This is a genomic window from Pseudomonas sp. C6002 (assembly GCF_013385805.1).
Classification (GTDB): Bacteria; Pseudomonadota; Gammaproteobacteria; order Pseudomonadales; family Pseudomonadaceae; genus Aquipseudomonas.
In genome coordinates, this window is record NZ_JACAPH010000017.1 from 227,937 (window position 1) to 249,361 (window position 21,425).

Sequence of the window (21,425 nt, forward strand, 5' to 3'; positions counted from 1 at the left end):
TTAGATCAGCGGCTCATCCGGCTTCCTGTTCTTCCAGCCATCATTGCCCGGCAGCAGCAGATTCAACGCAATCGCTACCACCGCACACAGGGCGATACCCTTCAGGCCAAAGTCATCCGGGCCAGTGCCGGTGCCTACCAGCACACCGCCAATCCCGAACACCAGGGTCACCGACACAATCACCAGGTTGCGCGCTTCGCCAAGGTCGATCTTGTGGCGGATCAGGGTGTTCATCCCCACTGCGGCAATCGAGCCGAACAGCAGGCACAGAATCCCGCCCATTACCGGGACTGGAATGCTTTGCAGCAGCGCGCCGAACTTGCCGATAAACGCCAGGCTGATGGCAAACACCGCCGCCCAGGTCATGATCTTCGGGTTGTAGTTCTTGGTCAGCATCACCGCGCCCGTCACTTCCGCGTAGGTCGTGTTGGGCGGGCCGCCGAACAGGCCGGCAGCGGTGGTGGCGATCCCGTCACCCAGCAGGGTGCGGTGCAGGCCAGGCTTCTTCAGGTAGTCGCGACCGGTCACGCTGCCCACCGCAATCACACCACCGATGTGTTCGATCGCCGGGGCCAGGGCCACCGGGACGATAAACAGGATCGCCTGCCAGTTGAATTCCGGCGCGGTGAAGTGGGGCAGGGCGAACCACGGTGCGGCGGCGATCTTCGCGGTGTCGACTACGCCGAAGTAGAACGACATGGCGAAACCCACCAGCACGCCGGAGATGATCGGCACCAGGCGGAAGATGCCTTTGCCGAACACCGCCACGATCAGCGTGGTCAGCAGCGCCGGCATCGAGATCAGCATGGCGGTCTGGTAGTGGATCAACTCACTGCCGTCACCGGCCTTGCCCATCGCCATATTGGCCGCAATCGGCGCCATGGCCAGGCCAATGGAAATGATCACCGGCCCGATCACCACCGGCGGCAGCAGCCGGTCGATGAAACCGGTGCCCTTGATCTTCACGGCCAGGCCCAGGAAGGTGTAAACGAAGCCGGCCGCCATCACGCCGCCCATGGTCGCCGCGAGGCCGAACTGGCCCTTGGCGAGAATGATCGGGGTGATAAACGCAAAGCTCGACGCCAGGAACACCGGTACCTGGCGCCCGGTGACGACCTGGAACAACAAGGTGCCCAAGCCTGCGGTGAACAGGGCGACGTTTGGATCGAGACCGGTGATCAGCGGCATCAACACCAGCGCGCCAAATGCTACGAAGAGCATCTGTGCGCCAGACAGGATCTGGCGCCAAAGCGGGTCGTTGAACTCATCCTGCATGGTCACGCGTCCTTCTGCTTGGTACCGAAGATCTTGTCGCCGGCATCGCCCAGGCCCGGGATGATGTAGCCATGTTCATTCAGGCGTTCATCGATGGATGCGGTGTAGATCAACACGTCCGGGTGGGCTTTCTCGACGGCGGCGATGCCTTCGGGAGCGGCCACCAGCACCATGGCGCGGATGTCCTTGCAACCGGCTTTTTTCAGCAGGTCGATGGTGGCAACCATGGAGCTGCCGGTGGCGAGCATCGGGTCGATGATCATCGCCAGGCGCTCGTCGATTTCCGGTACCAGTTTTTCCAAGTAGGTGTGGGCCTGCAGCGTCTCTTCGTTGCGGGCCACGCCTACGGCGCTGACCTTGGCACCCGGGATCAGGCTGAGCACGCCTTCGAGCATGCCGATACCGGCACGCAGGATCGGCACCACGGTAATCTTCTTGCCGGCGATTTTCTCGACCTGGACGGGACCACACCAACCGGCGATCTCGTAGTTTTCCAGGGGCAGGTCTTTGGTCGCCTCGTAGGTGAGCAGCGCTCCGACTTCCTGAGCAAGCTCACGGAAGTTCTTCGTGCTAATGTCGGCGCGGCGCATAAGGCCGAGTTTATGTCGGATCAGCGGATGGCGGATCTCACGGATGGGCATGGGGAAAGGCTCCGGCGGCGGGCAAAAAAACCGGCCTAGATTAATCTATCCGAGGGTGTTGTCCTATAGACATCTAGTACGTTAGTCCATTAAGGCTTGAACGTTGCGCCTCACATGCGTACCTTTGCCCGCTTTTCTTGCCACAGCACCCCCTTGGAGAGCGCCATGTCCGCTGATCTCGAGCATATCCGTCAAATCATGCGCGAGGCTGACTGCCTGTACACCGAAGCGCAAGTCGAAGAGGCCATCGCCAAGGTCGGCGCGCACATCTCCCGTGAAATGGCCGACACCAACCCGGTGGTCTTTTGCGTGATGAACGGTGGCCTGATTTTCGCCGGTAAATTGCTCACCCACCTGCAATTCCCGCTGGAAGCGTCCTACCTGCACGCCACTCGCTATCGCAATGAAACCAGTGGCGGCGACCTGTTCTGGAAAGCCAAGCCGGAAGTCTCGTTCATCGACCGCGACGTGCTGATCATTGACGACATCCTCGACGAAGGTCACACCCTGGGCGCGATCATCGACTTCTGCAAACACGCCGGCGCGCGCAAGGTGCACACTGCCGTGCTGATCGACAAGGACCACGACCGCAAGGCCCGTCCGGACCTGAAAGCCGATTACGTGGGCCTGCCGTGCATTGACCGTTACATCTTCGGTTACGGCATGGACTACAAAGGCTACTGGCGCAACGCCAATGGGATCTACGCCGTCAAAGGGATGTAAGCGGGATTCAGGCGCAGGGTTGTCATGCTATCGTGCTTGGCCCCTGCGTCTGGAGCTGTTCATGAGCCTGTTGATTCGCACCTGCGCCGCCCTGGCGCTGACCCTCAGTTTGCCCCTGGCGGCTGCTCCGGCGCCGCTGCACAGCCAATTCCTGCCGCCCGACGACCTGACCCTGCGCGCCGAAACCCCGGACCAGCAGCAATTGCTGCAAGTCACCGAGTATTCGGTGGTGGTGGGTAACCAGCGCCAATCCACCCAGCAGCCGATCCCGGTGACCTCGCCGTTGATGATCCGCCTCAAGGGCAAGTCCCTGAACAAAGGCGCGACCATCGCCCAGGTGATTCTCAATTTCGATGCTGAAAGCAAAAGCCTGAAAAAGCCGGTGTTCGACGACAAAAGCAAATCCCTGACCTTGTCGTATCCGGTGACCCAGTATCGGGTGATCGTCGACTTGTTGCGCAATGACACGGTCTATGTGCAATTCCTCACTTACGCCAACGGCCATATCTGGGCCGATTTGCACACCGGGGCGGTGCGCGCCAAATAATCCAGCCGACGCGCATTCGGCGGTGTAAATACAGTCAATGTGGGAGCTGGCTTGCCTGCGATAGCGGTGGGTCCGTTGGCCCATCTGTTACTGATGCACCGCTATCGCAGGCAAGCCGGCTCCCACATTGGTTCGCGTAGCTTTCGAAGCCGCTGTGCCGCAGGTAAACTGCTTTTCCCGTGTAAATGTCTGCAGGCTGGAGTCGGTAATGCGTAAAGATAAGAAACAGGTGATTGGTGATGAAATCGGCGACGAGCAAATCAAGCTGTTCCTGGATTTCGAGCCGGTAGACGCCACTTCGCCGTCCCTGCACAAACTGATCAAGGCCTACCGCGGCCTGCGTATCGACGACTTCGAACGCTTCCTGGTCTTCTTCAAGGAAGCCGGCCTGGACCTCGATGGCAAGGACGAGCATGGCCTGACCTTCGTTGAAGTGATCAAGGACCAGCGCAACGCCGCCGAGTACATCGAGCTGATCGAACAAGCCCGCGGCTGATTGTTGCGGACGAAAAAAAACGCCCCATTGGGGCGTTTTTCGTTCCCACGCTCTGCGTGGGAATGCGTCCACTGACACTCTGCGTCACGACGCTCAAGCGTAGCTTTCGGTCTCGCTGCTCTGCTCAACCAGTTCCAGGCTGATGTTGTTCTGCGTGTTGATCTTGCGATACAGCTCGGCATCGGTCTCCAGGACCTTTTCCCGAGCCGGGAAGATCTCGTGCAGCTTGGCCGCCCACTCACCGGCGGCTTTCGTCGGGAAGCAGCGTTCGATCAGTTCCAGCATGATCGACACGGTCACCGAAGCACCTGGAGACGCGCCGAGCAGGGCGGCCAGCGAACCGTCCTTGGCCGCAACCAGTTCGGTACCGAATTGCAGCACGCCGCCTTTCTTCGGGTCTTTCTTGATGATCTGCACCCGTTGGCCGGCCACTTCCAGGCGCCAGTCTTCGGCTTTTGCCTCAGGGTAGAAGCGACGCAGGGATTCCAGGCGCTGCTCCATGGACTGGCGCACTTCGCTGACCAGGTACTTGGTCAGGTCCATGTTGTCCCGGGCCACGGCCAGCATCGGGCCGATGTTGCCGGCACGAATCGACATGGGCAGGTCAAGGAACGAACCGTGCTTGAGGAACTTGGTGGTGAAACCGGCGTATGGCCCGAACAGCAGGGACTTCTTGCCATCCACCACGCGGGTGTCGAGGTGCGGCACCGACATCGGTGGCGAACCCACGGCTGCCTGGCTGTAGACCTTGGCCTGGTGGTGCTTGACCACTTCCGGGTTGTCGCAACGCAGCCACTGGCCGCTGACCGGGAAGCCGCCGAAGCCCTTGCTTTCCTCGATGCCCGAGGCTTGCAACAGCGGCAGGGCCGCGCCACCGGCGCCGAGGAACACGAACTTGGCGTCCACATCACGGGAATTGCCGCTGTTGACGTCCTTGATGCTCACGGTCCAGCCGGCGCCGTTGCGCTTGAGGCCGGTGACGCGCTTGCTGTACTTGACCTGGGCATCCGGGGCGCTGGTCAGGTGCGAGAGCAACTGGTTGGTCAGGGCGCCGAAGTTGACGTCGGTGCCGTTCATCACGCGGGTGGCGGCGATTTTTTCGTCCAGCGGGCGGCCGGGCATCATCAGCGGCATCCACTCGGCCATCTCGCTGCGGTCTTCGGTGTAGTGCATGTCCGAGAACGCGTGGTGCTGGCTGAGGGTTTCAAAGCGCTTCTTGAGGAACGACACGCCTTTCTCGCCCTGTACGAAGCTCAGGTGCGGCACGGGGCTGATAAAGGATTTGGACGAGCCAAAGGTGCCTTTCTTGGTCAGGTAGGCCCAGAACTGCTTCGACACCTCGAATTGGGTGTTGATGTGCACGGCTTTCTTGATGTCGATGGAGCCGTCGGCGGCCTGCGGTGTGTAGTTCAGCTCACACAGCCCGGCGTGGCCGGTACCGGCGTTGTTCCACGGGTTGGAACTTTCCGCGGCACCCGAATCCATCAGCTCAACGACTTCCAGCTTGAGGCCGGGGTCGAGCTCTTTGAGCAGTACGGCGAGGGTGGCACTCATGATGCCCGCACCTACCAGTACTACGTCGACTGCTTCGTTATGCGCCATTTAACGCGTCTCCAAAATCTGCAGCACCAAATTGACGGCATGGCTGCCAGGAGTGACGGGGCGGTTCACGTGATGCCCCAGGTTACCCATGGCCAGGATCGCCATGTCCGATTCTTCGCAATTTATCGCAAGCGGACGCTGCCGACCGGGCCTGATCTGCGTATGAACGCATTTAAGGGCGCCTGTGGCAATTCGACTTATGGTCAAGCTCGTCCGATCGTGCAACCAAATCCGTAGCGGACAGGCTTCAAGCTCCGGTTCTTGAGGAGTGCTCGGTCCTGTGTGGTGGGGCTGTTCCAGACGCTGATGGTGCTTGTACAAACGCAAAACTATTCATTTGCTCGCCACACTCTTGTGAAGTTGTGAAAACCCGTTTTTTTCACGCTCTTTTGAAGACGTGAACCTCAAAAAAGGGCTGCCCCAGCCTGGCACCTGGCCCGAAATCACTGCCGGCAAGCGGCAAAACGGGCAAACAACTCAAGTGGCCGAGCGCATGGCAGCTCTGGCAGATTCGGGTAAAGACGATGGTTTGCAGAGAAAACAGCAAGCTCGCCAGCTTCACACGATCTGTGTGGGCGGCTCTCTGTGGGCGGTGCGGGGGAGCTAATACAAGTGCATTAGCGATGCTGCGAGGCCCGATCAGGAGACGTCCTTATAATCGGGGGGAGATTGTAGCGAAGAAATGCGCGCAAATGGACGTGTTTAATGACTTTTATTAGCAGTCTGGTCAGGAGGCCAACGCGTGCCGTGCCTGTGGCTGCGAAACCCGGGGGCTGACGCGCGCGCTGGCGGGCAGCGGGCGGTGCATCCAGCTCAGGCGGGTCTCTTCGACTTCGACCCAGCCTTCACCGACGGGCGGCAGGCTGCACTGCTTGAAAGCCTGGCAGCAGCCTTGGGCGTCGAGCAGGGCAAAGTGGCGATGGCTGGCGTGGGAAAAGAACAAAGATTTGAGAAGGCGCATGGCTGTGTACCCGGTTCGTTACATGCTGCGAAGGTTGGCAGTCTGGCATGACATTGAGGTGACGGTTCTGTGTGAAAATTGTAATTTCGCCGACAGTTCAGGCGCCGTTCAGGAATTCTGGTGAGTGGCGAGCGCTCACCGTTATACTGGCGCCCTGTTTGCATCTAGTCCTGGAGAAATGAGTATGTTGCAACGCCTGTTGTTCGGTTTGATCACTGTGACCAGTTTGACCCTGGTTGGCTGCGCCCACAGCCCGCAACAACTCAGCCCGCAACCGAAAATCACCACCCAGCTGGCGCCTGTCGGCCATGGCCAGCCGGTGTCGGTGCGTGTGGTTGACGGTCGTCCGTCGCCGACCCTCGGCACCCGTGGCGGCCTGTACCCGGAAACCAGCGCCATTACGGTGACCGGTGCGGACGTGCTGCCCAAGCTGCAAGCCCAGGCCGAAGCGGCCGTGCGCCTGTTGGGCTTCACCCCTTCCAACTCGCCAGGTGCGCCACAACTGACCATCACCCTGGCCGAGCTGAAGTATCAGTCGCCCAAGGAAGGCCTGTACGTGACTGAAGCCACCATCGGCGCGACCTTCAAGTCCGACGTGACTGCCGGTACCCGTCGCTACAGCGGCCGTTACGGCGCATCCCTGGACCAGCGCTTCGGCATGGCGCCGAACCAGGAAACCAACACCAAGCTGGTCAGCGACGTGTTGAGCGATGCCCTGACGCGCCTGTTCAAGGACCCGAGCATCGGTTCGCTGCTCAGCTCGCAGTAACCGTCAGGCGGGCGCGGAGCGCCCCAGTCGGCATTCCTTTGCGGCGCGTGGGAACGATCAAAAAACCGGGCTCATCACTGAGCCCGGTTTTTTTACGCCTGCCGTTTTCATGCAGCCGTTTCGACATAAAAGTCCAGCACACTCACGCCAGTGAGCAAGTCCAGCTCCGGCAGGTCGGCATGTTGATGCCCGCCGAGGGCGCAATACACCAGCCAGTGGCGGTCCTGCACATTGAACGCGAGGCCGCCCACCAGGGCCTCTTGCTCATCACTTGGGGCAATCAGATACAGCCGATCCTGGTTCTGCGCGTGCAACATGACAAGCTCCCGGGCTTTCGAAGGGCAACAGAGTGGCTTGTTAAGGTGACGTTCAGGTGACGCTGTAAATTACTGGATACATTAGCCGTCAATGGGGAAGGAGTAATGACGCGCAGGCGGCGCATATCATTCAGGTTTGTATCTGGATTGATACCAAGACACTGATACATCGAGGTTTGCGATGTCGCTGACCGCACTACTGCTCAATTCCCTTGCCCTGTTACTGGCCTGCCCGGCGGCATGGCTGCTGTTTGTCACGCGCCTGCATGAACAGCGCGCGATGGCCCGCCTTGCCGCGCAAAGCGAACTGCGTGCCATTGATCAGCCGATGCTGTATCTGGACGTGTTGACGCAGCGTACCTATCGCCTGTTCTACCGGTTGGGGTTTGCCTGTCTGGGGCTGGCGTTGCTGGTGTCCTTTCTTAGTACCCGATTGTAGGAACACCCTAAAAACAACTGTGGGAGCGGGCTTGCTCGCGAATGCGCGGTGTCAGTCAATACATGATTGGCTGATCCACCGCCTTCGCGAGCAAGCCCGCTCCCACATTGGGTTTGCGCTGTTGCTGGTACCGGGTTACAGGGCAATCCCGGCCTTGACCCGGTACTGATTCCTCACCGGCGTCGCGTATTGCAACACCAGATACGGCCGATGCTCGGCCGGGCACGCATTCAAGCGCCGCTCCCACTCTGCCTTCGCCTTGGCCAACTCGTCCGCCGGGAATACCTCGGCTGCGGTCGGTACCTGCAATTGCGGATCGGCATCGCTCCATTGGGCGTACGCCAGGTAATGCACCGGGAACAACCGATACCCACCCAGGATCTGCCGGTCCATTTCGATCGCCAACAGCTTGGTGTCTTCGAACGCCTCGGTGATCGGCGGCGCGAAGTTGACGTGTACCCGGCCCTTGTAGCCGGTGATGCCCAGGGCAATGCTCACGTCATCTTCCCCCGGCGCCTTGCTGTAGGTGCCGGTGGTGGCGCGGATGTACAGCTCGCGGGCCTTGGCTGCGTCGCACGGGTCGTATTCGTAGCTGATGGACACCGGCGTCAGGTTCAGTGACTGGATGACTTCGGCGAACGGCTCGTCCTTGCGGCTCATGTGGAACATCTTGAGGATCGCCGACTCGGTGCGATCATCCCCATCCTTGGCGCGGCCTTCGGCCTGGGCGATCCAGATCGACTGGCAGTCGTTGCGAATCGAATGGTTGATGTAGGCCGACAGCAACTGATAGGCCGCCATCTTCTCTTTGCGCCCGGTGATCGAGCGGTGCACGATGAAACTCTTGTTCAGGCGCATCAGGTCGCTGACAAACGGCTTTTGCAGCAGGTTGTCGCCGATGGCGATGCGTGGCGTCGGCAGGCCGGCGTGATAGACGGCGTAGTTGACGAAGGCCGGGTCCATCACGATGTCGCGGTGGTTGGCCAGGAACAGGTAGGCGCTGCCGGATTTGAACTGCTCCACGCCGGTATAGGTCACGCCGTCGGTTGCCCGCTCGATGGTGTGGTCGACGTAAAACTCGACTTTGTCCTGCAGCGTGGCCACGGTGGTGACGCCGGCGAACTCACGGCGCAGTTTATGAGCGATCATCGGCTTGAGCAGCCAGCCGAAGGCGCCGGCAAAGCGCGGGAAGCGAAAGTGGGTCAGGATGTCCAGAAAGGCCTTGTCACTGAACAGTCGGGCCAGCACTGCCGGGACTTCGCTGTCGTTGTAAGGTCGGATGGTATCGAATTCGCCCATCATGCTCTCTTGTTAGAAACGGCTAGGGTAAGTAAAGGTTTGGAACAATAAATATCAGGGCGTGGTCCGGGCAATTGGCCGGGACGAAAAATAGCCCTGTAAATAGACCGGCGATTATACGCACAAGTCACCTTGGAGACCGCGATGGAAGAGGAGTCGTACGAATGTCCTTATTGTGGAGAGGTAGTCACGGCGCTACTGGACCTGTCGGCGGGCGATCAGGAATATATTGAGGACTGCCCGGTGTGCTGCCGGCCCATTGTTTTCGAGCTGCAGGTTCATGACGACGAATGGATGCTCAACGTGCGCAGCGAGAACGAATAAAGGTACGCCCATGCAGCGAATCTACGAGCCGGAAAACCTGATGGAAGGCGAGCTGCTGCAAGGCATGCTCGAAAGCGAGGGCATCACCGCGCACCTGGTGGGGCGCGATTTGCTCGGGGGTACCGGCGAACTGCCGATCTATGGCCTGCTGGCGCTGGCGGTGGAGAACGACCAGGCCGCCTACGCCCGCGAGCTGATCACCGCCTACAACGGTGCGCAACCACTGCCCGGTGATGAACCCGACAGCTTTCCCGACGTGCTGGTCTGTTAGGCTGTCGGCCAGTTTCTCCAAGAGTCGTGTTGCCCCATGTGTGGACGTTATGCCCTGTTTCGCTGGAACCCCGCGTTTGCTGCCTTGCCGGGCTTCCCGGCCGACCAGCAGGCCCAGTGGAACATCTCTCCCAATGACTCGGTGCTGATCCAGCGCCTGAGTGACGGCCAGCACACCCTGGCGCGGGCGCGCTGGGGCCTGACGCCGCCCTGGCTGACCGATCTCTCTCGTACACCGGCCCATGCCCGGGCGGAAACCCTTGCCGAACAGCCGATGTTTCGCGAAGCGTTTCGCCAGCGCCGCTGCCTGCTGCCGGCCAATGGTTTCTACGAATGGCGCGGCACCCAGCGCAAGCGCCCGTACTGGCTGACGCCGGGGGAGGGCAGCACACTGTTCTTTGCCGCGATCTGGGAGGCGTATCCGGTGCAGGAGCAGGTTTGGTTGAGTACGGCGGTGGTGACCCAGGCGGCGCAGAGTCAACGCCGACCGTTGATTCTGGATGCGGCGGGGCAGGCAGCCTGGCTGAACCCCGAGACCCCGCTGCACACCTTGCAGGCCTTGTTGGCCAGTGAACCCACCGCGTTGCGCGAGCGGGTGCTGGCCAATATGGTCAACGATCCGAAGCTGAATGGACCGGAGTGCCTGACGCCGGGTTGAGCGTTGTGTTGAATCGGCCGGCCTCTTCGCGAGCAAGCCCGCTCCCACATTTGATTGCATTTCAACTGAAGGAATGCGATCGAATGTGGGAGCGGGCTTGCTCGCGAAGGCGCCCGAAAGGGCGCCGCTTGACTCAAACCTTGAACTGATTGATCAACCGCCGCTGCTGTTCCGCCAGCTTGGTCAGGTCTGCGCTGGCCGCGCTCGACTCATCCGCTCCGCCTGCCACTTCATTGGCCACCTGTCCGATATTGATCACGTTGCGGTTAATGTCCTCGGCCACCGCGCTCTGTTCCTCGGCGGCGCTGGCGATCTGGGTGTTCATGTCGTTGATCACCGACACCGCCCGGGTAATGGTCTCCAGCGCCTGAGCCGCCTTGGCCGCGTGCTCCACGCTTTCATCGGTGCGGTTCTGGCTGTCTTCCATCACTCGCACCACGTCGCGGGTGCCCTGCTGCAGTTGCTGGATCATGGCCTGGATTTCTTCGGTGGCCTTCTGGGTCTTCTGCGCGAGGTTGCGCACCTCGTCGGCCACCACCGCAAACCCGCGTCCCTGTTCTCCGGCCCGTGCGGCTTCAATTGCTGCGTTGAGCGCCAGCAGGTTGGTCTGCTCGGCAATCCCGCGAATCGCCGTAAGGATGGCATTGATGTTCTCGCTGTCCTTGGCCAGCGCCTGCACCACACCGACCGCCTTGCCGATTTCCTCGGCGAGGGCGCCGATGGAGGTGGAGGTGTCGCGCACAATCTGCATGCCCTGGCTCGCCGCTTGATCAGCGTGGCTGGCGGCCTGTGCGGCCTGGGTGGCGTTGCGCGCCACGTCCTGTGCGGTCGCGGTCATCTCGTGCACGGCGGTAGCCACCTGGTCGATCTCGACCATTTGCTTGTGCACGCCCTGGTTGGTACGAATCGCGATGTCGGCGGTGTGCTCCGAGGAGTCGCTGACCTTCTGCACCGAACTCACCACCTGGGTAATCATCCCCTGCAACTTGGCCAGGAATGTATTGAAGCCGCTGGCAATCGCCCCCAGTTCGTCGGCGCGATCACTGGTCAGGCGCCGGGTCAGGTCGCCTTCGCCCTGGGCGATGTCATTGAGCATCGCCACCATTTGCTTGAGCGGCCGGGCAATCCCGTGGCCCACCAGCCAGATCACCAGCAAGCCAATGCCGGCGATCAGCAGACCGGCCACGGCCATGCCGAAAATATCGGTTTTGCGCTGGGCGTCGAGGTCGTGTTGCATCGCCTGCAGGTCCGCCATCACCGCGCTCAAGGGCAGTTGCAGCAACAGGGTCCAGCGGGCATCGGTCTGGCCGATGTTGAACGGCAGGAACAACTCGATATGCCCGTGTTCCTTATCCACGTCGTAACGCACTTCGCCGATCTTCAACTGGCCGAGGTTGGCCAACTCGTTGCTGTCGAGCAGATCGCTGGCTTTTTCTCCCAGCTTGCTGGCGTCCTTGGTGTAGGCCACCAGGCGGCCGTTGCTGGAGATCAGCGCCAGTTCACCGGCGCCGTTGTACAAATTCTGATCAGCCTTGGTGAGCATTTCCTGGATGAAGTTCACCGACAGGTCGGCACCGACGATGCCCTGGAAGGTGCCGTCGATCATGATCGGTTCGATAAACGAAGCGAGCATCACCATTGCGTTGCCCACCTTGTAGGGGGCCGGGTCGATGGCGCAGGGCTTTTTGCTTTCCTTGGAGCACAGGTAGTACTCACTGGCGCGCACGCCGGTGGACAGGATGGTCTGGTCGGCCACGTCAGCCAGTTTGTCCAGGCCCAGGCTGCCGTCGGCATTACGGAACCACCACGGCAGGAAGCGGCCGTTGGTTTCGATGCCGACCACCTGGCTGTTCACGTAGGCAGCATCGTTGTGGTCGATGGCGTTGGCTTCCCAGCCTATATAGGCGCCAAGAATCTTCGGGTTACGCACCACGGTTTCGTGGATCAGGTTGATCAGCTGTTCGCGGGAGACCGCCAGTTGCGGGTTGCCGTTGGCGTCTTTCATGCCCATCAGGGCGTTGGCGGTGGCCAGGCCCTTGGCCGTCACCAGCGGCGCTTCGAGTTCGCGCTGGATCAGCGTCGCCTGGGTTTGCGCCAGGGCGGTCAGGCGCTGCTCGATGATTTGTTCGAATTGGCCCTGGGTGCGTTCCTGCACCATCTCCTGGGTGCGCGCCCCGGCGAACAAGGCATACAGCACCAACACCGCCACCACGCTCAGGACAATGGCCCCGGCCAGTGCCGCGACAGAAAATTGAATCGACTTGAACTTCATGACGGCTCCGAACGCAGGGGGAGATTGGCTGCTTGTGTATATCGGCCGCGGGCGGGGGAGACATGAGGGCCATTACCTCAAAATGGCTGTGCCGGATGGGCGAATGTCGTAAATGGAATGGTTGCCAGCGTTTGTGAATTTTTTGCGGCAGTGTGGGATGTATCTGAAATCAGGTGGCTATACGTCTGTTGTATCTGGCGTCGATACAATTGGCCGACTACGATACGCGCCATGTTTTCAGGGAGCAGGTTGATGAAAAAGACAGTGGCGGTATGTGCGTTGGGCGCGGCTTTGTTGCTCGCCGGTTGTCAGTCGGTCAACACCACCAGCGGCGGCGCCGTGGGGGTTGAGCGCAAGCAGTACATGTTCAGCATGTTGTCGAGCCAGGAAGTCGACCAGATGTATGCGCAGTCCTACCAGCAGACCCTGGGTGAAGCCAGCGGCAAGGGCCTGGTGGACAAGACCAGCGCCAACGCCAAGCGCGTGCAGGCGATTGCCAACCGCCTGATCGCCCAGGCGCCCACCTTCCGCCCGGATGCGGCGCAGTGGAAGTGGGAAGTGAACCTGATCAAAAGTGACGAGATGAACGCCAACTGCGGGCCTGGCGGCAAGATCTTTGTCTACAGCGCGCTGATCGACAATCTCAAGTTGACCGACGACGAACTCGCCGCCGTGATGGGCCATGAAATTGCCCACGCCTTGCGTGAACACGGCCGCGAAGCCATGTCCAAGGCCTACGGTATCGAAATGGCGAAGCAGGGGGCCGGTGCCTTGTTCGGCCTCGGTCAGGACAGCCTGGCGCTGGCCGATACCGTGGCCAACTACGGCATGACCTTGCCCAACAGCCGCAGCAATGAAAACGAAGCGGACCTGATCGGCCTGGAGTTGTCGGCGCGTGCCGGTTACAACCCGAACGCGGCGATTACCCTGTGGAACAAAATGGCCAAGGCTTCGGAAGGCTCGCCACCTGAATTCATGAGCACCCACCCTGCCTCCGACAGCCGGATCGCCTCGTTGCAGGCGGCGATTCCGAAGGTGATGCCGTTGTATCAGCAGGCGAAAAAATCCTGATTTATAAGGCTGAAATGCAAATCTGAATTTGGGGGCGCGGCTTGTGTGGGAGTCGGGCTTGCCCGCGATGCAGGCACCTTGGTGTGTCAGTTGCACCGAGGTGATGCTATCGCAGGCAAGCCAGCTCCCACCAAAGCCCAGCCCTCATAGGGGGTTGCGTTTAGATCCAGCCACTGCTCTGCATGGCCTTGTACACCGCAACAATGGCCAGGATGAAGAATGCCGTAGCCGCCAGTCGACGAATCAGCGTCAGCGGCAATTTGTCCGCGGCAAAATTACCCGCCAGCACCACCGGCACGTTGGCAATCAACATGCCCAGGGTGGTGCCGATAATCACCAGCCACAGTTCCGGGTATTGCGCCGCGAGCATCACGGTAGCGATCTGGGTCTTGTCGCCGATTTCCGCGAGGAAGAATGCGATCAGCGTGGTCAGGAAGGGCCCGAACTTGCGGGAAGTGCTGGCTTCGTCATCGTCGAGCTTGTCGGGCACCAGGGTCCACAGCGCCGTGGCGCAGAAGCTCGCCGCGAGTATCCAGTGCAGCACCGCATCCGAGAAGAAACTCCCGAACCAGGCCCCCACGGCACCGGCGGCCGCATGGTTGGCCAGGGTCGCGGCGACGATGCCGGCGATGATCGGCCAGGGTTTGCGAAAGCGTGCAGCGAGAATGAGCGCGAGCAGTTGCGTCTTGTCGCCAATTTCGGCCAAGGCAACGATTGCGGTAGGGACGAGCAGAGAATCCAGCATCAGGTAAGTTCCAGGGGCGGGTCGACACGGCTATGACACGTACAGCCTTCCCGCCCCGGGTAAGGTGTTCGTGTCATAGGTCTTGTCAAACCCCGGTCCGTCTGTGCGGACTCCTGGGTCGCATACGCCATGGCCTGTTGACCAAGTATGTTGACGTATGCCGGACGAGCGTGGCGCTCGTGGGAGACTACTCCCCTAGGACGGAGCGGATTCTGCCTAGGCAAAATCCATTCGGCAAGCCTTCTTTTGGAAAAAGATCTCAGCCGCGCTTGGCACGGTAAATGCGAAAACCCTGACCTTCTGCCTTGATTGCGCACACCCCAAGATGCTCTTCGATCAGCGGCTGATACTTCAGGAAACTGTTCGCAACCAAGCGAAGTTCGCCGCCTTTTGCCAGATGTTTGGCCGCTTTTCGTAGCAGGTTCTCGGTGGCGAAATAATCGGTGTGCACCCCGACGTGGAACGGCGGGTTGCTCAGAATCGCGTTCAGATTCATCGGAGCAGCGTCGATGCCATCACCGGTCAACACCTCGGCTTCCAGGCCATTGGCCGCCAATGTCAGGCGACTGCTGGCAGCGGCAAAGGCATCCACGTCGAGCATTGTCACCGTGTTATGCGGGTAGCGACGCTTGACCGCTGCCCCGAGCACACCCGCGCCACAACCGAAATCCAGCAAGTGACCGCTCGGCAACTTGTCCAGATGCTCCAGCAGCAATGCGGTACCGCGATCCAGCCGACCGTGGCTGAACACGCCCGGCAGGCTCACCACCTTGAGCGGGCCCTCAGCCAGCGGCACCTCGAAGACCTGCGCCAGGCTCTCCAGTTCTACCGGCTCGGGGGCGTTGGCCACCGTCACCAGCCACAACTGGCAGTGCCGCGCATTGTCGAGCTTGCGCGGTTTGCCGAACGGGTTCAGTTGCTTGGCCGCGCTTTCGATGCCGCCTTTCTTCTCCCCCACCAGGTACAACTCCTTGCCGGGCAAACGCGCCGCCACGGCATTGAGCAGGTAGTCGGTGAGGTCCTTGGACTTGGGCAGGAACACCACCGCGGTCTCGAACGAACGCTCGGGCACGTTCACACCGAACTGGCTGCGCTCGACAAAACGTGCGTCCAGTGCGGCCTGGTCGCCGGCGTGCCAGCTCCAGCCATGGGCATTGGGCAGGCGGCCCAGCAGGTCGTCGGCGGGCAAGCCCACCAGCAGCACGTCGCCTTGAAAAAGTTCGGCCTGGCGAAGCAGTACTTCACTGCGCGGATCCATGGTCTGCTCCTTGAAAAGGGGCGCAGTTTATCAACTGACGACACGCAGCGGGGCGCCGCTGAAAAAGCCCTGAGCGTTTTCGATCAATTGGCCGACGATCCGCTGCCGCGCTTCGCGACTGCCCCATGCATTGTGTGGCGTAACGATCAACCGCGGGATATCGCCAGCCAGCAGCGGGTTGCCGTTCACCGGCGGTTCCACGCTCAATACATCGGTCGCCGCGCCGCCCAGGTGCCCACTGCGCAAGGCATCGGCCAAGGCCTGTTCGTTGATCAAGCCACCACGGGCGGTGTTGACGATAAACGCGCCGGGCTTGAGCAAGGCGAGTTCACGGGCACCGATAAAGTCGCGGGTGTGTTCGTTGAGCGGGCAGTGCAGGGTCAGCGCGTCGACCTGCGCCAGCAACTCATCCAGCGGCACGCGATCGGCGCGGGCCGGGCGGCCTGGAATCGCACCCAGGATCACGCGCATGCCAAAGGCTTCAGCCAGGCGCGCAACGGCACCGCCCAATTCACCATGGCCCAGCAGCCCGAGGGTTTTGCCTTCCAGTTCGACGATCGGGTAGTCCAGCAGGCAGAACTGCTTGGCTTGTTGCCAGTGCCCCGCCTGCACATCCCGTTGATAGTCGTTCAGGCGCGTCGCCAGGTTCAGCAGCAGCATGATCGTATGCTGCGCCACCGATGGCGTGCCGTAACCCTGGCAATTGCTCACGGTAACGCCGTGGGCGCGGGCGGCGGCGAGGTCGACGTTGTTGGTGCCGGTGGCGGTCACCAGGATCAGCTTCAGCTCGGGGCAGGCCGCCAGGGTCTCGGCATTCAGCGCGATCTTGTTGCTGATGGCCACCTGCGCGCCTTGCAGGCGTTCGATAATGTTTTCGGGTGTGGTCTGCTGGTGCAGGCTCAGTTCGCTGAAGAGTGCCTGCAACCCGCTGAGGTCCAGGTCCCCGAGGTCCAGGGAAGGGTGATCAAGGAAGACGGCGCGGCGATTGTTCGTCATCAACTGTACCTTTTGCGGCGGGATTCGAAGGCGTAATCTGCCGAGCCTATCAGATGAAATAATCAGTTACTTCCTGGAGTGTGCATGTACCTCACCGAGTTCTTGACCGTGGCACTGATTCACCTGTTGGCGGTGGCCAGCCCTGGCCCGGATTTCGCCGTGGTGGTACGTGAAAGCGTGACCCATGGCCGACGGGCCGGCACCTGGACGGCGTTGGGCGTCGGTTCGGCGATTTTCCTGCACGTGGGGTATTCGCTGCTGGGCATCGGCTTGATCGTGTCCCAGTCCATCGTGCTGTTCAATGCGCTGAAATGGGCGGCGGCGGCTTACCTGCTGTACATCGGCTTCAAGGCCCTGCGCGCCCAGCCGGCCAAGCCTGCCAGTGAAGAAGACCTGCACCTGGAAGCGGGCGAGCGCACCGCCCGTGGTGCGTTTACCTCGGGTTTTGTCACCAATGGCTTGAACCCCAAGGCCACGCTGTTCTTCCTGTCGCTGTTCACCGTGGTGATCAATCCCCACACGCCGTTGGCGGTCCAGGCCGGTTACGGCGTGTACCTGGCCGTGGCGACCGCGATCTGGTTTTGCCTGGTGGCCATGCTGTTCAGCCAGCAACGCGTACGCGCCGGTTTTGCACGCATGGGCCACTGGTTCGACCGCACCATGGGCGCGGTGCTGATTGCCATCGGTGTGAAGCTGGCCTTTACCAGCATGAAATAAGCCGGATGCTGGCTCAAAGCTAGCATTCATTGGGTTCTGCAAATCATTCCTTTGGCTGATTTGGCTGAAACATAAGCGCTCTAAAGTGCAGATGTTTCAGCCAAGACCGTGCAGTCAGATAAGGGATTCGTATGTTGCAGACTCGTGTTATCCCGCCCGCCGAAGGCGCCTACCAATACCCGCTGTTGATCAAACGCCTGTTGATGTCCGGGACACGCTACGAGAAGACCCGGGAAATCGTCTACCGCGACCAGTTGCGCTACACCTATCCGACGCTGATCGAGCGCGTCGCCCGCCTGGCCAATGTGCTGACCGAGGCCGGGGTCAAGGCCGGTGACACCGTGGCCGTGATGGACTGGGACAGCCATCGCTACCTGGAATGCATGTTTGCCATTCCGATGATTGGTGCGGTAATCCACACCATCAACGTGCGCCTGTCCCCGGAACAGATTCTGTACACCATGAACCACGCCGAGGACCGCTTTGTGCTGGTCAACAGCGAGTTCGTGGGGCTCTACCAGGCCATCGCCGGCCACCTCACCACCGTCGACAAAACCCTGCTGCTCACCGATGGCGCGGACAAAACCGCCGAGCTGCCCAACCTCGTGGGTGAGTACGAAACATTGCTCGCGGCGGCGAGCCCCCGCTACGACTTCGAGGATTTCGACGAAAACTCCGTCGCCACCACCTTCTACACCACCGGCACCACGGGCAATCCCAAGGGCGTGTACTTCACCCACCGCCAACTGGTGCTGCACACCATGGGCGTGGCGACCATCATGGGCAGCGTCGACAGCGTGCGGCTGTTGGGCACCAACGACGTCTACATGCCGATCACTCCGATGTTCCACGTGCACGCCTGGGGCCTGCCGTATGTGGCGACCATGCTCGGCCTGAAGCAGGTTTATCCAGGCCGCTACGACCCCGAATACCTGGTGGAGCTGTGGCGCAAGGAGAAGGTCACGTTCTCCCATTGTGTGCCGACCATCCTGCAAATGGTGCTCAACGCCAAGGCCGGCCAGGGCGTGGATTTCGGCGGCTGGAAAATCGTCATCGGTGGCAGCGCCCTCAATCGCTCACTGTATGAAGCCTCCAAGGCCCGCGGGATCCAACTGACAGCGGCGTACGGCATGTCCGAGACCGGGCCGCTGGTGTCCTGCGCCCATCTCAATGAAGAACTGATGGCCGGCACCGAAGACGAACGCACCACCTACCGCATCAAGGCCGGCGTGCCCGGCCCATTGGTGGAAGCGGCGATCATCGATGGCGAGGGCAACTTCCTGCCCGCCGACGGTGAATCCCAGGGCGAGCTGGTGCTGCGCGCGCCATGGCTCAGCGAAGGCTATTTCAACGAGCCGCAGAAGGGCGCCGAGCTGTGGGCCGGCGGCTGGATGCACACCGGCGATGTGGCCACCCTCGATGCCTTCGGCGTGATCGATATCCGCGACCGCATCAAGGACGTGATCAAGACCGGCGGCGAGTGGATCTCCTCCCTGGCGCTGGAAGACCTGGTCAGCCGTCACCCGGCGGTACGCGAAGTAGCGGTGGTGGGGATTGCCGACCCGCAGTGGGGCGAGCGCCCGTTTGCGTTGCTGGTGGTGCGTGATGGCCATGTGATAGGGGCCAAAGAGCTGAAGGAACATCTCAAGCCGTTTGTGGAATTGGGCCACCTGAGCAAGTGGGCGATTCCAAGCCAAATCGCCGTTGTTACGGAAATTCCCAAGACCAGCGTCGGCAAGCTCGACAAAAAACGTATCCGTGTCGACATCATTGAATGGCAGGCCAACAACAGCACCTTCCTTTCCACTCTCTGACGCTGCTTGCCGTGCCCTCGCGGGCACGGCAGCGCTCTAGTCCAAGCCTTCACTTGTGATTTGCCAATTTTCAGCCATCCTTGCCGCGCTGGCTATCGCCGGCATGGCGAAAGGGTTGTGGCAGACGGGTTGGTGATGCAAATCACACTTTAGAGGGATCAAGCGCTACCCCCTGCTGGCTATAGTCCATCCCAGAGTTTTTCAAGGTGCGGTGCTGTGAACCTGGCGGGTTCATCTGTTCGCCCGGCATTGGAATCGTTGTATTCCGGCCGTTACAAGCCCTTAGAAACGACTCACTGCCATAACAATAATGCACATGGAGTAGCGTCGATGATCTCAGCACACCAGTTCTGGCGCCGGGCAAAACTGCCTTTGGCCGTCAGCCTCGCCTCTACGCTCGCCGGGCCCGCATTCGGCGTCAGTTTCAACATCGGTGAAATCGAAGGCAGCTTTGACTCGTCCCTGTCGGTCGGGGCCAGTTGGTCGACGGCGGGTCGCAATAAAGACCTGATCGGTGCCAACAACGGTGGCAGGGGGTTGTCGCAAACCTCGGATGACGGTCACCTGAACTTCGACAAGGGTGATTCCTTCTCGAAGATCTTCAAAGGCATTCATGACCTTGAGTTGAAATACGGCGACACCGGCGTGTTTGTCCGGGGCAAGTACTGGTATGACTTCAAGCTTAAAGACGACGACCTCGATTTCAAGAACATCAGCGACAACAACCGCCCAACAGGCGCCCGATCTTCCGGCGGGCAGATTCTCGACGCCTTCGTCTACCACAACTACTCGATTGGTGATGAACCGGGTTCCGTACGGTTGGGCAAGCAGGTAGTGAGCTGGGGTGAGAGCACGTTCATTGGTGGCGGTATCAACGCCATCAACCCGATCGACGTGGCTGCATTCCGTCGTCCGGGGGCCGAGATCAAGGAGGGCCTGATTCCGGTCAACATGTTCTACGTGTCGCAAACGCTGACCGACAACCTGTCGGCTGAAGGCTTCTATCAGATCGGTTGGGACAAGACCGTGACCGATAACTGCGGCACGTTTTTCTCGCAGCCCGACATCATTACCACCGGCTGTAACGATAATTTGCGGGTGTTGAACAAGCGTTCCACGATCAACCCGGCCGCTTTGCCGAGCTTGGCCGCCTTGGGCGTCGACGTTAATGACGAGGGCGTCCTGGTGCGCCGCGGTCCGAACCGTAACGCACGTGACGGCGGCCAATACGGCGTCGCAATGCACTACAACTTTGAGCCGCTGGACACCGAGTTCGGCGCCTACTACATGAACTACCACAGCCGTGCGCCGATTTTCAGTGCAACTGGCGCGCCTCAGTCGGTCTACGACAGAGCCAGGCCTTTGGGTCAGGCAGCTGCACTGGTGGTGGCGGGCAACTCGCAATACTTCGTTGAGTATCCGGAAGACATCCACCTCTTTGGCTTGAGTTTCTCCACCACGTTGCCTACCGGCACGGCATGGAGCGGCGAGTTGAGCTACCGGCCCAACGCGCCTGTGCAGTTGAACTCCACCGACATCCTGTTTGCCGGCGTTCGCCCTCTGGGCTTCCCGGTGCTCAAGGATGCTTCGTTGTTAAGCGGTGTACCAGGCCAGGATTTGCATGGTTATCGCCGTAAGGAAATCACTCAACTCCAAACCACGTTCACCCACTTCTTTGACCAGGTCATGGGCGCCAGCCGCCTGACGCTGGTGGGCGAAGTCGGTATGACCTATGTCGGCGGGTTGGAGAGCAAGTCCAAGGTTCGCTATGGCCGTGATCCGGTGTTTGGCCCGGGTACCCTGCCTAACGGCGCGTGTGCGGCATTGAACAACTCTACCGCCCAAGGTGCTGGCCTTCCCAATGCCAACGGCCTGAACACCAGTTGCAACAACGACGGCTTCACTACTGCAACTTCGTGGGGCTACCGTGGCCGTGCGATCTGGGAATATCCGGATGTGTTTGCCGGCGTCAACCTCAAACCCAACGTGGCCTGGTCCCATGACGTTAAGGGTTACTCGCCTGGCCCTGGCGGTAACTTCGAGGAAGGCCGCAAGGCGATCAGCCTCGGGCTGGACGCCGAGTACCAGAACACTTACACCGCGAGCCTGGCCTACACCAACTTCTTTGGTGGCGACTACAGCACCGTGGACGACCGCGACTTTGTCGCCTTGAGCGTTGGCGTGAACTTCTAAGCACACTCTCTTTAAGCAGTATGTTTTAAGGAAGAACC

Annotated in this window: 22 protein-coding genes, 1 pseudogene and 1 riboswitch; of the genes and pseudogenes, 12 read left to right on the forward strand and 11 right to left on the reverse strand. The window is 60.6% G+C overall.

Features of this window, described 5'->3' with window-relative positions; translation table 11 throughout:
* Both HX817_RS11385 and upp read right to left on the reverse strand, forming a co-directional pair.
* Nucleotides 1–1,275, reverse strand: a complete 1,275-nt coding sequence (locus tag HX817_RS11385; RefSeq protein WP_087692860.1) for a uracil-xanthine permease family protein — start codon at nucleotides 1,273–1,275, stop codon at nucleotides 1–3.
* A 2-nt stretch (nucleotides 1,276–1,277) separates the two neighbouring features.
* Nucleotides 1,278–1,916, reverse strand: a complete 639-nt coding sequence (gene upp / locus HX817_RS11390; RefSeq protein ID WP_003216149.1) for a uracil phosphoribosyltransferase — start codon at nucleotides 1,914–1,916, stop codon at nucleotides 1,278–1,280.
* A gap of 165 nt (nucleotides 1,917–2,081) precedes the next feature.
* Here upp and HX817_RS11395 point away from each other — a divergent pair, with 165 nt between their 5' ends.
* The 3 genes from HX817_RS11395 to HX817_RS11405 all read left to right on the forward strand — a co-directional run bounded on the left by HX817_RS11395 (nucleotide 2,082) and on the right by HX817_RS11405 (nucleotide 3,682).
* Nucleotides 2,082–2,639, forward strand: a complete 558-nt coding sequence (locus tag HX817_RS11395) for a hypoxanthine-guanine phosphoribosyltransferase (RefSeq protein ID WP_003216150.1) — start codon at nucleotides 2,082–2,084, stop codon at nucleotides 2,637–2,639.
* A 61-nt stretch (nucleotides 2,640–2,700) separates the two neighbouring features.
* On the forward strand, nucleotides 2,701–3,186 hold the full coding sequence (locus HX817_RS11400; RefSeq protein ID WP_177040259.1) for a hypothetical protein: 486 nt from the start codon (nucleotides 2,701–2,703) through the stop codon (nucleotides 3,184–3,186).
* A gap of 208 nt (nucleotides 3,187–3,394) precedes the next feature.
* Nucleotides 3,395–3,682 carry a PA4642 family protein gene (locus HX817_RS11405; RefSeq protein ID WP_003216153.1) on the forward strand — a complete coding sequence of 96 codons (288 nt, stop codon included), beginning with the start codon at nucleotides 3,395–3,397 and terminating at the stop codon, nucleotides 3,680–3,682.
* A 93-nt stretch (nucleotides 3,683–3,775) separates the two neighbouring features.
* Here HX817_RS11405 and mqo read toward each other — a convergent pair whose 3' ends face one another.
* Entirely contained in the window at nucleotides 3,776–5,284 is a 1,509-nt protein-coding gene (gene mqo / locus HX817_RS11410; protein WP_003216154.1) for a malate dehydrogenase (quinone), read from the reverse strand.
* A gap of 727 nt (nucleotides 5,285–6,011) precedes the next feature.
* Entirely contained in the window at nucleotides 6,012–6,245 is a 234-nt protein-coding gene (locus HX817_RS11415; RefSeq protein ID WP_003216156.1) for a hypothetical protein, read from the reverse strand.
* A gap of 184 nt (nucleotides 6,246–6,429) precedes the next feature.
* Here HX817_RS11415 and HX817_RS11420 point away from each other — a divergent pair, with 184 nt between their 5' ends.
* Nucleotides 6,430–7,014, forward strand: a complete 585-nt coding sequence (locus HX817_RS11420; protein WP_003216157.1) for a YajG family lipoprotein — start codon at nucleotides 6,430–6,432, stop codon at nucleotides 7,012–7,014.
* Nucleotides 7,015–7,121: 107 nt separating this feature from the next.
* Here the strand turns inward: HX817_RS11420 and HX817_RS11425 are convergent, their stop codons facing one another.
* A complete protein-coding gene (locus HX817_RS11425; RefSeq protein WP_008434269.1) occupies nucleotides 7,122–7,331 on the reverse strand; it encodes a hypothetical protein in 210 nt (69 codons plus the stop codon).
* A gap of 181 nt (nucleotides 7,332–7,512) precedes the next feature.
* On the opposite strand from HX817_RS11425, the gene HX817_RS11430 reads away from it, so the two are divergent.
* Complete coding sequence (locus HX817_RS11430) at nucleotides 7,513–7,770, forward strand: hypothetical protein (RefSeq protein WP_003216159.1); 258 nt, start codon at nucleotides 7,513–7,515, stop codon at nucleotides 7,768–7,770.
* A 135-nt stretch (nucleotides 7,771–7,905) separates the two neighbouring features.
* Here the strand turns inward: HX817_RS11430 and HX817_RS11435 are convergent, their stop codons facing one another.
* A complete protein-coding gene (locus HX817_RS11435; RefSeq protein ID WP_029615884.1) occupies nucleotides 7,906–9,069 on the reverse strand; it encodes a 1-acyl-sn-glycerol-3-phosphate acyltransferase in 1,164 nt (387 codons plus the stop codon).
* 144 nt (nucleotides 9,070–9,213) lie between these two features.
* On the opposite strand from HX817_RS11435, the gene HX817_RS11440 reads away from it, so the two are divergent.
* From HX817_RS11440 to HX817_RS11450, 3 genes are read left to right on the forward strand one after another with little or no spacing between them, the layout of a single operon-like run.
* Nucleotides 9,214–9,393 carry a CPXCG motif-containing cysteine-rich protein gene (locus HX817_RS11440; RefSeq protein WP_102369897.1) on the forward strand — a complete coding sequence of 60 codons (180 nt, stop codon included), beginning with the start codon at nucleotides 9,214–9,216 and terminating at the stop codon, nucleotides 9,391–9,393.
* A gap of 10 nt (nucleotides 9,394–9,403) precedes the next feature.
* On the forward strand, nucleotides 9,404–9,664 hold the full coding sequence (locus tag HX817_RS11445) for a putative signal transducing protein (protein WP_017477710.1): 261 nt from the start codon (nucleotides 9,404–9,406) through the stop codon (nucleotides 9,662–9,664).
* A 36-nt stretch (nucleotides 9,665–9,700) separates the two neighbouring features.
* Nucleotides 9,701–10,321, forward strand: coding sequence for an SOS response-associated peptidase (locus tag HX817_RS11450; protein WP_003216163.1), 621 nt, complete (start codon nucleotides 9,701–9,703; stop codon nucleotides 10,319–10,321).
* Between the two features lie 133 nt (nucleotides 10,322–10,454).
* On the opposite strand, the gene HX817_RS31600 is transcribed toward HX817_RS11450, so the two are convergent.
* Together HX817_RS31600 and HX817_RS31605 are read right to left on the reverse strand one after the other, a co-directional pair.
* Nucleotides 10,455–11,297, reverse strand: a complete 843-nt coding sequence (locus tag HX817_RS31600) for a methyl-accepting chemotaxis protein (protein WP_371317775.1) — start codon at nucleotides 11,295–11,297, stop codon at nucleotides 10,455–10,457.
* 15 nt (nucleotides 11,298–11,312) lie between these two features.
* Nucleotides 11,313–12,593, reverse strand: a pseudogene (locus tag HX817_RS31605) (HAMP domain-containing protein); the annotation flags it as partial.
* A gap of 252 nt (nucleotides 12,594–12,845) precedes the next feature.
* Here HX817_RS31605 and HX817_RS11460 point away from each other — a divergent pair.
* The gene (locus HX817_RS11460) at nucleotides 12,846–13,664 is read left to right on the forward strand and encodes a M48 family metallopeptidase (RefSeq protein WP_003216165.1); all 819 of its coding nucleotides are present in this window, start codon (nucleotides 12,846–12,848) and stop codon (nucleotides 13,662–13,664) included.
* A gap of 160 nt (nucleotides 13,665–13,824) precedes the next feature.
* On the opposite strand, the gene HX817_RS11465 is transcribed toward HX817_RS11460, so the two are convergent.
* From HX817_RS11465 to HX817_RS11475, 3 genes are all read right to left on the reverse strand, one after another.
* Nucleotides 13,825–14,409: a TMEM165/GDT1 family protein gene (locus HX817_RS11465; protein WP_003216166.1), complete on the reverse strand. Its 585-nt coding sequence runs from the start codon at nucleotides 14,407–14,409 to the stop codon at nucleotides 13,825–13,827.
* 88 nt (nucleotides 14,410–14,497) lie between these two features.
* Nucleotides 14,498–14,617, reverse strand: a riboswitch (yybP-ykoY riboswitch).
* Between the two features lie 51 nt (nucleotides 14,618–14,668).
* Nucleotides 14,669–15,667 (reverse strand): class I SAM-dependent methyltransferase, encoded by a 999-nt coding sequence (locus HX817_RS11470; RefSeq protein ID WP_177040261.1) that lies wholly within the window; start codon nucleotides 15,665–15,667, stop codon nucleotides 14,669–14,671.
* Nucleotides 15,668–15,697: 30 nt separating this feature from the next.
* Nucleotides 15,698–16,663, reverse strand: a complete 966-nt coding sequence (locus HX817_RS11475; protein WP_003216168.1) for a 2-hydroxyacid dehydrogenase — start codon at nucleotides 16,661–16,663, stop codon at nucleotides 15,698–15,700.
* Between the two features lie 84 nt (nucleotides 16,664–16,747).
* On the opposite strand from HX817_RS11475, the gene HX817_RS11480 reads away from it, so the two are divergent.
* From HX817_RS11480 to HX817_RS11490, 3 genes are all read left to right on the forward strand, one after another.
* Nucleotides 16,748–17,380, forward strand: coding sequence for a LysE family translocator (locus HX817_RS11480; protein ID WP_003216169.1), 633 nt, complete (start codon nucleotides 16,748–16,750; stop codon nucleotides 17,378–17,380).
* A gap of 131 nt (nucleotides 17,381–17,511) precedes the next feature.
* Nucleotides 17,512–19,194: a fatty acid--CoA ligase gene (locus HX817_RS11485; RefSeq protein WP_003216170.1), complete on the forward strand. Its 1,683-nt coding sequence runs from the start codon at nucleotides 17,512–17,514 to the stop codon at nucleotides 19,192–19,194.
* Between the two features lie 330 nt (nucleotides 19,195–19,524).
* Nucleotides 19,525–21,387 (forward strand): DUF1302 domain-containing protein, encoded by a 1,863-nt coding sequence (locus HX817_RS11490; RefSeq protein ID WP_003216171.1) that lies wholly within the window; start codon nucleotides 19,525–19,527, stop codon nucleotides 21,385–21,387.
* Nucleotides 21,388–21,425 lie beyond the last annotated feature (38 nt).